This is a genomic window from Bacillaceae bacterium S4-13-56, from assembly GCA_040191315.1.
Taxonomy (GTDB): Bacteria; Bacillota; Bacilli; order Bacillales; family JAWJLM01; genus JAWJLM01.
Genome location: JAWJLM010000103.1, coordinates 1 through 11,882, shown reverse-complemented (window position 1 = coordinate 11,882; position 11,882 = coordinate 1). Strand labels below are relative to the sequence as shown.

The 11,882-nt window shown below is 39.0% G+C and carries 10 protein-coding genes; 2 read left to right on the top strand and 8 right to left on the bottom strand.

Annotated elements, in window-relative coordinates; genetic code table 11:
• Positions 1–526: 526 nt before the first annotated feature.
• Positions 527–1,606, bottom strand: coding sequence for a multicopper oxidase domain-containing protein (locus tag RZN25_16980; GenBank protein MEQ6378508.1), 1,080 nt, complete (start codon positions 1,604–1,606; stop codon positions 527–529).
• 434 nt (positions 1,607–2,040) lie between these two features.
• Between RZN25_16980 and RZN25_16975 the strand changes: the two genes are divergently transcribed.
• Entirely contained in the window at positions 2,041–2,127 is an 87-nt protein-coding gene (locus tag RZN25_16975) for a YjcZ family sporulation protein (protein MEQ6378507.1), read from the top strand.
• A gap of 52 nt (positions 2,128–2,179) precedes the next feature.
• A complete protein-coding gene (locus RZN25_16970; GenBank protein ID MEQ6378506.1) occupies positions 2,180–2,326 on the top strand; it encodes a YjcZ family sporulation protein in 147 nt (48 codons plus the stop codon).
• Positions 2,327–2,520: 194 nt separating this feature from the next.
• Here RZN25_16970 and RZN25_16965 read toward each other — a convergent pair whose 3' ends face one another.
• The 7 genes from RZN25_16965 to RZN25_16935 form a co-directional block, all read right to left on the bottom strand.
• Positions 2,521–3,714, bottom strand: coding sequence for a PDZ domain-containing protein (locus RZN25_16965; protein MEQ6378505.1), 1,194 nt, complete (start codon positions 3,712–3,714; stop codon positions 2,521–2,523).
• 176 nt (positions 3,715–3,890) lie between these two features.
• Positions 3,891–5,411, bottom strand: coding sequence for a S41 family peptidase (locus tag RZN25_16960; protein MEQ6378504.1), 1,521 nt, complete (start codon positions 5,409–5,411; stop codon positions 3,891–3,893).
• A gap of 719 nt (positions 5,412–6,130) precedes the next feature.
• The gene (locus RZN25_16955) at positions 6,131–7,441 is read right to left on the bottom strand and encodes a peptidoglycan DD-metalloendopeptidase family protein (protein ID MEQ6378503.1); all 1,311 of its coding nucleotides are present in this window, start codon (positions 7,439–7,441) and stop codon (positions 6,131–6,133) included.
• A 48-nt stretch (positions 7,442–7,489) separates the two neighbouring features.
• Complete coding sequence (gene ftsX / locus RZN25_16950; protein MEQ6378502.1) at positions 7,490–8,377, bottom strand: permease-like cell division protein FtsX; 888 nt, start codon at positions 8,375–8,377, stop codon at positions 7,490–7,492.
• Positions 8,367–9,053 (bottom strand): cell division ATP-binding protein FtsE, encoded by a 687-nt coding sequence (ftsE, locus tag RZN25_16945; protein ID MEQ6378501.1) that lies wholly within the window; start codon positions 9,051–9,053, stop codon positions 8,367–8,369. Before ftsE ends, ftsX begins: the two co-directional genes overlap by 11 nt.
• A gap of 515 nt (positions 9,054–9,568) precedes the next feature.
• Positions 9,569–9,949: a cytochrome c gene (locus RZN25_16940; protein ID MEQ6378500.1), complete on the bottom strand. Its 381-nt coding sequence runs from the start codon at positions 9,947–9,949 to the stop codon at positions 9,569–9,571.
• A 39-nt stretch (positions 9,950–9,988) separates the two neighbouring features.
• Entirely contained in the window at positions 9,989–10,855 is an 867-nt protein-coding gene (locus RZN25_16935; GenBank protein MEQ6378499.1) for a YitT family protein, read from the bottom strand.
• Positions 10,856–11,882 lie beyond the last annotated feature (1,027 nt).

Below are 11,882 nucleotides of genomic sequence, written 5' to 3'. Positions count from 1 at the left end.
CTGGGCCGCGCGCGTCTATCTTCGGTTGGCGTGCGTCAACTTCCAGTCCCCGCGCGTCTCCCCGGATTTCGCGCGTCTATCTTTGGGCCGCGTGCGTCTATTTTCGGTTGGCGCACGTCTATTTCCGGTCCGCGCGCGTCTCCCTGGATTTCGCGCGTCTATCTCTGGGCCGCGTGCGTCTATTTTTGGTTGGCGCGCGTCTATTTCCGGTTGGCGTGCGTCTATTTCCGGTTGCCGTGCGTCAACTTCCAGTCCGCACGCGTCTCCCCGGATTTCGCGCGTCTATCTCTGGGCCACGCGCGTCTATTTCCGGTTGCCGTGCGTCAACTTCCAGTCCGCACGCGTCTCCCCGGATTTCGCGCGTCTCCACAAAATCAGCGCCGATTCCTCGCCACTTTCGTTAATTTGAAAGCAAATTTACCAATCCTTCGCGCCAGCCCAAACTTAAACATTAACCTAAACTTAGCAAACACCGGACATACAAAAAGCAAGGCAACCCACTAGGAGCTGCCTTGCTTAAATTTCATTAATGTCCGCTTACTGCTTCACCGTCATCTTGACCATCTTCGGTTACCTTCAAGATTCCTACAGCACCTTTTTGTGCGTGGTTAAATTGGTGTGTAACGATTGGATAGTTTCCAGCTTTCTTAACAGTAAATTCAACTACCGCTCCACCACTTGCAGGTAATAAAACAGTTTGCATACCCATCATGTGGTTGTATGGGTTACCGTCGATATAGACATCATCGAATATAGTTCCTACCACGTGGAAGGAGCTTACTTCATTTGGACCTACGTTATTTACGTAAAAACGAACTTTGTCACCAACTTTAGCAGTAAGTGGAGAATCTACTAAGCTAGTGGTTGTTCCATTTGTGTTAGGTTGACCTTCTTTAAGAGCTTTTGTAGAAAATACAACCTGAGATGGTACTCCGTTTGTCATATCATCCATATCATTGTACTTATACCACTCGTTTTGAATGATTACATATTCGCGATCTATTTCATCATCAGTAGGATACCCGTCTGTAGGTTTCACAATAATAGTTCCGTGCATTCCGTTTGCGATGTGCGCTAATACTGGTTTAGTTCCACAGTGGTACATGAATACACCTGGTTTAGATGCTTGGTATACAAAAGTTCCTTCTTCATTGGGCATTACGTCGGCAAAATCTTTATTTGGTGCTGCGTGTACTGCATGAAAGTCCATACTATGTGGAATGGCTGGGTCGATATTTTTTAAAGTGAAGTGAATGGTATCCCCTTCATTTACTACAACAACTGGCCCTGGAGCCTCTCCATTAAATGTCCATGCTTTATAGATAAAATCTTTTGTAATAGGAATGTCTGTAATTTGAGAAGTCATTTCGATATATACGTCTGATCCGTTTCTTTCCATTTTCAACGGTACTGGTTCTTGATTCACATCTTTATGAGGAGCGAAGATAGTGCTTTGGGTTTCCTCAGCTTGCACTACATCATTTGTATCCTGCTTTTGATTATTATCATTTTTAGCCTGATCCTCATTATCACTTGAACAACCAACAATCGTAAACAGTAGAAATACGACACTAAAAATTAGTCCGACTAAATTAAACTTTTTCATAGTAAACACCCCATTGTTTAATTTTATTGACTTTCTAGTTAAACACTGTTGCCAAGTTATTAAAAGCTGCTAGCAGGCACTGAAAGGTCTTTGTTTTCCTTTCACCCTAATCATAAGGCCGACTGAGACTCCCACAAGTGATTCAAGTCACTCAAAACACCCTTTCTTGTGAACAATTTGTGGCTACAAGATGAAATAAATATTAAAACCTATCTAAACTGTTTTTATAGTGGTAAAAGGTGTTTATCTCATTCATTTAAACTTGTCACAAATAAGTCACATGAAAGCTTGTCCGTCTTCTAAACTACAAATTTTTTAAATAAATTGCCCAAATCTGTGCGAATGACCCAGTCATTTTCTGGGTGAACACATATATTATGGGTGTACACCATCAATCAAAAAGTTTTTCCAACTCAAAAAGGAGGAATGTCGACATGTCTGATGGCGTAGTAGGTAACTTCTATTTATTAGTAGTATTATTTATTCTTCTAATCATTGTGGGAACTTCTTACGGTTACTAATCAATGATGGGATAGATGTTTAAAAATCTTCATGGAGGTGGCGATTATGCACATGTACGGTTATGACAACTACGGATGCGCACCATACACTTATGGTGGATACGGCTATGGATACAATGGAGGAACTGGAAATGGCTTCGCGTTAATTGTAGTTCTATTCATCTTATTAATCATCGTTGGAACTGCATTCACTTACTAATTAGAAAAAACTTGGCTTACGACAAACCTTAGTTTTACTTATACTATCAACCGACAAAATTTATAAATTCTGATAGTATTAGAAAAACTTAGCATTCGCCAAGCCTTAGTTGCTCTTATGGAGATAGGAAAGTTTTATACTTTACTATCTGCCAAAAAAAGGAGGCTATCACCCCAACGGATGATAGCCTCCTTTTATTTTTCGTTATAGTCCTCCCAGTTTTCTTCTTCCTTGAGGAAAATAAGGCCTAATTCATGATGTTCACCCTCATAGGTTGCCCTCTGAGCAAAGCGAATTTCACCTGATTCCCCTCTTACCTCTAGCTTCGTATACGCACCGTTCGCTTGAAGAGCATTATAAAAATCTTTTTCAGAAGCAACTGGACGATTATTTACTTTTTCAATTCTCTCTCCAATTCGTAGTCCCATTTGATCAGCTGGAGACCCTTGGATCACCCCAACGATATAAAGGCCATCAGGTTGAATGGAGAAGTATGGATTTTTGGCTTGATCCTTCATACGAACGACTAAGGAACAGATTTCTCTTCCTATAATTCCAACCAGAACTGCAAATAGGGACGCAATTGGGATCCAAATGCTAACAATACTTATGGCTAAAATAACCAATGATAAGATAAATAAATATCTTCCTAACATTCTTTTCCCTATGGTTGGATGGAATCCTTGAAAAACATGCTCGACTCCAAAGAAAAACGGGACCAATAAAAATCCAAATGATTCCCCATTGATATCAAAGGTTGGCCACCATGGAACTAAAGCTTCCACACCACCTACACCAGGTATTAATAAAAGAAAAGGAACAAATATCCCTTTTTTGAACTGCTGTTGTCCGATAGGTTTCCCTCTATGCCCTTTGCGAATCATGGGGAATGTGGGGGCGTCCGCTTGTCTCAAGATAAAGAATGCCTCTACGAAAAGAAGAAGGGCAATTAAAATAGCTATTGCAGGAAGAGAAGTGTGATCAAAAGCAGAATAGATGGAGGAAGGAATCCAATTCCACTCCATTCCAAGAACAAGTAAAACTAATAAATATGTAACACCAAGAGTGTAGGCAGGGCTTGTCCATGTAAAACGAATAGCAGCGCTAAATAAAATCATAACTAACGAGTAGATTAAAAAAACTTCAAATGGGAGAGAGATGGAAAAACCTATTAAAAAGACAGAGAGTATCAATCCAGATAATAATCCAAAACCTACCGTGCCATTTAATTCAGAGAAAAGGGGGAAGACACGTACTCCTAAGGATTCTCTTTCCTCTCTGATTCTAATAAGGGAAGAGATCCATATCACCAAAAAACCCCAATATAAACTTGGAAGCAAAAATGTTTTTCCTATTCCTATTAATAATTCGATTCCCCACTCTTCCACTCCGCTGCCTCCTCGCCTATCTAATCTATAATATTATTTTATTATATTTTTCTGCCACTTGTAACCTATTACATATGAAAAGATTCCCAATTAGTAGAGCCTTTAAAAGAAAAACCGTAGTCGGTCATACCAACTACGGTAATCTATTCGCTTAAAGCTATAGAAAATCCTGCTTTCTATTGGAAGAGAACTTCTAAGGCTTTTTTCATTTGGAGATCATTTTTTGGATCTCTGGCCATTTCTACAATGGTATCTTCTAATTTCACTGCAGTTTCTTTATTTACTTCACCTGTAACATCCAATCCTTGGTCACGTTGGAAATCTTCAATAGCTTTTTTAGTACCATTATCAAATTCTCCATCCGTATTCCCAGGGGTAAATCCGATTCCTTTTAACATAATCTGAACATTTTTTACTTTGTCTTCACTTGATTGCTCATTTACCACTTCATCCTTTGGAATTGGATTGGAGTAAAAATATTCTGGTTGTTCTACTTTAATCGTTGGTTCTACCCCTTTTTCATGAATCCAGTTTCCCTCTGGAGTTAACCATTTAAATAAAGTAAGTTTTAAAGTACTTCCGTCATCTCCTAATGGAATGGTTTGTTGAACAGTACCTTTACCAAAAGAAGTTGTTCCGATAAGTTCGAAATTTCCTGCTTCTCTAAAGGCAGCTGCTAAAATTTCAGAAGCAGAAGCGCTGCCCTCATTAATTAAAATATTGACCGGATAATCCTTTGGCTTGCTATTTTTAGAAAAGTATTTGTCTACCTTTCCATTTCGGTCCTCTATTTGAACATAAGGCATTTCATTTGTAATAAAGTGCTGAACGATATCCTGCACCGTAGTGAACAGTCCACCAGGATTGCCACGAACATCAATGACTAATCCTTCGATTCCTTGATCTTCAAGCTCTTTTAATTGTGTTGAAAATTCCTGTGCTGTTTTTTCTGAAAAAGAGGTGATTTCTATAACTCCAGCTTTTTTACCATCCACTTCTTTTATTTCAGAATAAACGGTTTCAATTGGAATTTCATCACGAACAACATCAATTTCCAGAGGTTCCGATACACCTGCTCGAAGCACCTCTAATGTAACTGTTGTTCCCTTTTCCCCACGGATTTTGTTGACAGCATCAAATAGGTTTAGTCCTTCTAAGGATTCCCCATCAACAGAAATAATTTGATCATTCGGCTTTAAGCCAGCTTTTTCTGCAGGTGATTCCTTAAATGGAGCCACAATGGTAACCTTGCCTTCAACCATACTTACCTCTGCTCCAATTCCTTCAAAGGATGATCCAATGGAATCCGCAAACTGTTCCATAGTCTCCTTATCCATATACACACTGTAGGGGTCTTCGAGCTTTTCTACCATCCCTTCGATTGCACCCTCCACTAGATCAGTACTATCCATATCATGAACAAATTCCTCTGAGATTAGGGAATAAGCTTGAAGAATTTTGCTGAACTCTTCAGATGGAAGTAGATCTTCCAATCCACCTTCTTGAGGGCCTTCTTCAACTGGATCGTCTGTATCTGTAGGGGATTCCCCGTTTTGCGTAACAGATCCATTGTCAGCAGACTTGTCCGCCACATCACTTCTAAATTCTGCCAGCTGAACGCCAGCATATGTAGCCGCAGCCCCTAAGAACATAGACACTACCATAAGCAATGCGACATACCGTTTTTTTACATTCATTTAATCACCCCTACACATTCTCTTTTTCTATCATAGCAAAAAATAAACAAATTTAGAAAACTTAGCATTCGATAGTAAGACATAATATTGAATGCTTAAGTTGCACTTTTGCAAATATTAAAGTTTTCTTATTTGTTTAGAGAAACTTGGCTTACCCCGGCGAAAGCCCTAGTTTTTCTTATACTATCACCCAACTAAAATTATAAATTCTGATAGTGGATTAGAAAAGCGCAAGCGCCCTTCGAAACAAGTTGTTTCTGCGAAGTAGCTCTATGTAGCTTTCCTTACTCGGGGCAAAAACTTCGAAGATTACTCAATGAAGCTTTTTCGCTGGAGCTAGACAAATTTTATATTTTCTTATCTTAACAAAAAAGCATCCCACCGATAAGTGCGATGCCTTCTCACTATTTATTTTATGCCACATATTTCTATTTCATGTCTAGTAAAATTTATCCTGTATAAAGTGAAACTTCAATCAGTGGGCGTCCCCCCACTGATTATTAGCTCCAAGGGTATGACCTAAAGGCCTTTGAACCAATCGGACATTTACTGGCATTTTATACCCTACCTACTCTTTTCGTTTCCCTTAGGACTTGAGGCGGGGGTATTACACCCATGAAAATAAAACATTACATTTTTCATCCTTGTTGGTAAAGCTTGCTTCATTGTTGGCTGCCCGTTAAACGGTCGGGAAGATCCCCTCTAATTGACTATACCCTTTACTGTAAATATTTACGAGGATTAACGGCATTTCCATATCCACCTTCATGGACTTCAAAGTGGAGATGCTGTCCAGTAGAATCACCAGTAGATCCCATCCAGCCGATTTGTTGTCCTCTTGTAACTGTTTGTCCTTCACTTACATTCATGTCTCTCATATGAGCATAAACCGTCGTGTACACTTGACCATTTAACCAGTGAGTAATAAACACAACATTCCCAAATCCTGCTGCGCCATAGCCCTCGTAATACCGATCCGCTATGTAAACCACACCAGATTCAGCAGCGTAAATTGGGATATCGCCGCGTGCAGCAATATCTAACCCTCTATGGGGTCTTACAATTTTATATATAGGATGCAAACGGTATGGATTAAACTCGGAAGTTGTATTTCTCGTACCTGCTGGCCAGGCGAAAAATCCGCCTCCACCAGAATAAGAATTAGACTGTGAGAGTTGTTCTAACCTTTTCTTTTCTTCTTCAGCCTGCTTGATTGCCTGTTGAAGAGCTGCTGCCTCTCTACGAACAATTTCTTGCTCTTGAGCTAGGGTTAATTTATACTCTTCTAATTCTGATTCCTCAGTCTCTAGTTGTGCAAGTAGTACTTCCTGCTCTGCCACTTTATCTGCTAAAGATGCTTGAAGAGTTTCTAATTCCTTTTTCTGTGTTTCTAAGTCTTCTTTTTTCTTTATCAAAGATTGCTTCTTATCTTCTACTTCTACTTTTTTATTTTCCAATGATTCTTTCTCGGACACATGAGTTTCCAAAATAGTTTTATCTTGGTCCATGATTTTATTTACTACAGTGGCACGGTTTAAAAAGTCACCGAAGCTTTGTGCACCCATTATAACCTCTAAATAACTAACCTCCCCACCACTTTGTTGAAGAGAACGGAGACGATTTTTTAATAGCTCATCTCTCTTCACAATTCTTTCTTGCATTTCTTCTATTTCTGTTTCAAGTTGCTTTATCTCTTTGTCCGTTTCATCAATTTCTTTTACATTTGTCGCTATTTCTTGTTCTTTAAGTCCGATACTCTTTTCCGTTGTTTCAATTTCATCCTGTAACTTGATGATCCGTTGATTAACCTGTGCTTGTTGTTGCTGATTTTCTTCTATTTTTTGTTCGGTTGTTTTTGCTTCCGAACTCAGATTTCCTTTTTGTTCATTCAACTCTTTTTTCTTTTCATTAAGCTCTTCGATTTTTTTATTAACATCTGATAAACCTGCTGCACCTGTTAGTGTGGCTTCTGGTACGAGTAATAGAAGTAGTACAGCGAGTATGGTGCTGTAAGATAAAATCCTCTTCATCTACGCTTTCTCCTCCCCTAGACCCTGTGATCATTTACTAGTAATCTTTTAAACCTTTAAAAACTTGCGGACACTCATCACACTTCCCCATATTCCAATGATAGCTCCAATCAAGACAATCATCAGTGATAATTGCCACGCAAATGGGTTAAAAGGTAAAAGTTCAATGAATTTATATTTTGTAAACATGCTTGAATTCTCTACTAGATAATTGTATCCAACTAGGAGACCTGCCACAGGAAGGACACTTCCTAAAACTCCAAGCAGCATACCTTCTACGAAGAATGGCCACCTAATAAACCAGTTGGTTGCACCGACAAGCTTCATAATTCCAATTTCTCTACTGCGAGCCATTATGGTAATCTTGATCGTATTTGAAATTAGGAAGGTTGCCGTCAATATTAAGGCAACAATTAAGGCAATCCCTACGCTTCTTGCATAGTTATTGAAAGTAAAGAGATTTTGAACCACATCTTGTCCATAATTCACCTGAAATACGTTGTTAAAAGTTTCAATTTCTTTGGCTACATTGATTGTTTCTAAGGGGTCCTTCGTTTTAACAATGTAGGCATGATTAAGTGGGTTATCTTGCTCGTATAGTTTCCATACATCATCATCTAAACTAGCAATTAAATTTTGAAGTTCTTGATCTTTTGATGAAAATACAACCGAGGATACTTCAGGAATTCTTTCAATCTGTTTTCCTAAGGCTTCAATTTGTGCCTGGTCTGCAGTTAGCTCGATTAAAGCTCTAATTTCAACATCTTCCTCTAGATTGTTTGCTACTTCATTTAAGTTCAGCATAATAGCTAGGAAGAAACTTACGAGAAGAAGGGTCGTTGTAACAGCTCCTACAGATGCAACTGTCATCCACCCATTTCTCCAAACACTTTTTGCACCTTCACGAAAATGCCTTCCAATGGTTCTAAGCTTCATAACCGTAACCTCCTCTAACCTCGTCACGGGTAATTAGACCATTTTCAATAGCAATGACGCGTTTTTTGAAACGATTCACAATATCTTTACTGTGTGTTGCCATAACAATCGTTGTTCCTTGCGCATTGATATCTTCAAAAATTCGCATGATATCCAAAGACGTCTCAGGATCTAAGTTTCCTGTAGGCTCGTCCGCTATAACTAGCTTCGGATGATTAACAATCGCACGTGCAATCGATACACGTTGCTGTTCTCCACCAGAAAGCTCGTCCGGTTTAAATCGAGCCTTATTTTTCAACTTGACGAGGTCTAATACTTCCATTACTCGTCTACGGATTTGACTTGGAGACTCTTCAATTACTTCTAGAGCAAACGCGATATTTTCATAGACTGAGAGCTTTGGAAGTAGCTTAAAGTCCTGGAACACCACTCCTATATCACGGCGAAGTTGTGGAATCATTCTTTCCTTTACCTTGGATAAAGAAGTATTGTTGATGATAATCGTTCCTTTTGTCGGCCTTTCTTCACGATACATCAACTTAATAAAAGTAGATTTCCCAGCGCCACTAGGACCTACCACATAAACAAATTCACCTTGGTCAATTTTAACGTCTATACCATTAAGAGCAATAACTCCATTTGAGTAAGTTTTATAAACACCTTGCATTTCAATCATTTAGCTTCCCACCTGTAATCTAAAGTTGTAGTGTTATCTAGATGACTCAAAGTTCTTTTCTACATATTAACGCTTCTTATTATAACATCGAAATTCTATTTTTTTTGACAAAAAATTATTACATTTTCATTTCAGACATGTCATATTCTTTTAAAGGAGCAAAAGAACCCTATTTTTTGTCGATACACCTATTGTAGCAAAGCTAATCTGTGCAATCTATACTATAAATCTACAAAGTTATACATATTTTTGTTTGATTGTTAAATCTTACATAGAAGTTGAATGATTCACTTGGTCGTTTTCGTTAAGAAATACTTTTATCCCCTGCCTACATCTTTTCGTTTCACTTAATACTTGAGGTGGAGGCATACTCCATAATAATAAAACATTAAATTATTCATCCTTGTTGGTGAAGCTTGCTTCTTGGTTGGCTGCCCGTTCATGCGAGATAAACTTCTGACAGAAAAAAAGACCACTTCCATGTTGGAAAGTGATCTAAATTCATATCTCGCGAACTATTGTTTTTCTGATAACCAAGAGGCAAGGAGAGTTGCTTCTTCCTCCGTTACCATTCCCCCTGGCATTCCACCTTGACCTTCGTTAATTATGTGCTCAATTTCACTTTTGTCATACTTGGCACCAATTTGTGTTAAATTTGGTCCACCGACACCTTCTAAGTTTTCACCATGACATTGGGCGCATGTGTTATTGTAAATTTTTTCTGCTTGGGCCACATCAACAGTTCCATTATCCCCATTATTGGCAGCATCATTTTGAGTTGTATTGTTTGTATTAGCGTCATTCCCTGTGTTTTCTGCTTCATCATCTCCTCCACAAGCAGACAGCACAAGTAGCGAACCAAACAATACAGCCATGAGTATTTTTTTCACTTTCATTAGCCCCCCTAGTAGTAAATTCAAGCTTATTATACCCAACTAACTTGTTTTAAAACCTTCTCCAAGAACCTCGGAGGCATTCATGGCTATGACAAAAGCGGATGGATCCTCGCGCTTAATGATTTGTGTCAATTTAATGAATTCGTTCTGATGAACAACACACATAAGTATATTTTTTGCTTCATTGGTATAACCGCCGATTCCGCTAAGCATGGTGACTCCACGATCCACATCTTCTAATATGGCCTTTCTTATTTCTTCAATTTGATCCGAAATAATCATGACATTTTTTGAAGAATTAAACCCAACTTGTACAAAATCAATCGTTTTACTAGTAGCAAAAAGACCTATCAGTGCGTAAAGTCCTTGTTCTAAGTTGAAAACCATAGCTGCGGTTATAACAATCAATCCATCAATCATAGCTATACAAAGCCCTAAAGAAATATGGGAAAATTTATGGATAATCTGGGCAGCCACATCAATCCCACCCGTGGATGCTTTTCCACGAAACACGATACCTAGACCAATCCCAACTCCCATTCCTCCAAAGATAGCTCCCAGTAGAGGATTAGTTGTTACAACCTCCATATTACTGGTTAAGTATACAAAAAACGGCAGAACAATTGTGCCAACTAGCGATTTCATTCCAAAATTTTTCCCTAAAACAAGGACACCCGAAAGAAAAAGTGGGATATTAAGAGCCCATTGAACAAAGGCTGGCTCCCAACCAAAAACGGCTTTCGTGATCGTACTAATCCCTGCGACTCCTCCAGACGCTACATTGTTTGGAAGAAGAAAGAGATTAAAGGCTGTAGCAATAAAAGCCGCTCCTACAATAACATAAATATATTCAATGATGGTTTGAAGAATCGGGCTCATCGGCTGCCTACGATACTTTTTCATCATCATCATTTAAACGCACCCCCGTGACTGTATCTTATGTTTTTAGACATACTTCATTCTTTATTAAAAATTTAGTTGAATAATTGCCGTTTAGGAGTATATCACGGGGTTTCAAGGTTGTAAACGCAATCGGAATAACGCATTAATGGGGTAAAGTGGAGAAGTTGGGTTAGTTGAATGGTGGGGGCTATTTACTCGCTTTGACCTGCATCTTCGGTTTTGCGTTGTTAAGTGGATTCTATACATTCACTTTTGGATGATCCTGTGCGATCTGCGTTAATAGACAGCCTTTATTCACTCGCTTTTGGATGACCTTGTGCGATCTGCGTTAATAGACAGCTTCTATTCACTCGCTTTTGAATGACCTTGTGCGATCTGCGTTAATAGACGGGGTCTATTCACTCCCTTTTGGATAGCATCACCAATTTGGCGTTAATAGACGGCTTCTATTCACTCGCTTTTGGATGACCTCCCCAATTCTACGTTAATAGACAGCTTCTATTCACTCGCTTTTGGATGATCTTGTGCGATCTGCGTTAATAGACGGATTCTATTCACTCGCTTTTGGATAGCATCACCAATTTTGCGTTAATAGACAGCTTCTATTCACTCGCTTTTGGATGATCTTGTGCGATCTGCGTTAATAGACGGGGTCTATTCACTCGCTTTTGGATAGCATCGCCAATTTTGCGTTAATAGACGGGGGCTATTCACTCCCTTTTGGATAGCATCACCAATTTTGCGTCAATAGACAGCTTCTATTTACTCGCTTTTGGATAGCATCCCCAATTTTGCGTCAATAGACAGCTTCTATTCACTCCCTTTTGGATAGCATCACCAATTTTGCGTCAATAGATAGCTTCTATTCACTCGCTTTTGGATGACCTCCCCAATTTTGCGTTAATAGACAGCTTCTATTCACTCCCTTTTGGATAGCATCACCAATTTTGCGTTAATAGACAGCCTCTATTCACTCCTTTTTGAATAGCCTCACCAATTCTGCGTTAATAGACAGCTTCTATTCACTCGC

What these genes read in the sequence shown, in the direction of transcription:
- RZN25_16970 (MEQ6378506.1), top strand. Translation starts at nt 2,180, where the DNA reads ATGTACGGTTATGACAACTACGGATGCGCACCATACACTTATGGTGGA.
- RZN25_16975 (MEQ6378507.1), top strand. Translation starts at nt 2,041, where the DNA reads ATGTCTGATGGCGTAGTAGGTAACTTCTATTTATTAGTAGTATTATTT.
- RZN25_16960 (MEQ6378504.1), bottom strand. Translation starts at nt 5,411, where the DNA reads ATGAATGTAAAAAAACGGTATGTCGCATTGCTTATGGTAGTGTCTATG.
- RZN25_16935 (MEQ6378499.1), bottom strand. Translation starts at nt 10,855, where the DNA reads ATGATGAAAAAGTATCGTAGGCAGCCGATGAGCCCGATTCTTCAAACC.
- RZN25_16940 (MEQ6378500.1), bottom strand. Translation starts at nt 9,949, where the DNA reads ATGAAAGTGAAAAAAATACTCATGGCTGTATTGTTTGGTTCGCTACTT.
- RZN25_16980 (MEQ6378508.1), bottom strand. Translation starts at nt 1,606, where the DNA reads ATGAAAAAGTTTAATTTAGTCGGACTAATTTTTAGTGTCGTATTTCTA.
- ftsX (MEQ6378502.1), bottom strand. Translation starts at nt 8,377, where the DNA reads ATGAAGCTTAGAACCATTGGAAGGCATTTTCGTGAAGGTGCAAAAAGT.
- ftsE (MEQ6378501.1), bottom strand. Translation starts at nt 9,053, where the DNA reads ATGATTGAAATGCAAGGTGTTTATAAAACTTACTCAAATGGAGTTATT.
- RZN25_16955 (MEQ6378503.1), bottom strand. Translation starts at nt 7,441, where the DNA reads ATGAAGAGGATTTTATCTTACAGCACCATACTCGCTGTACTACTTCTA.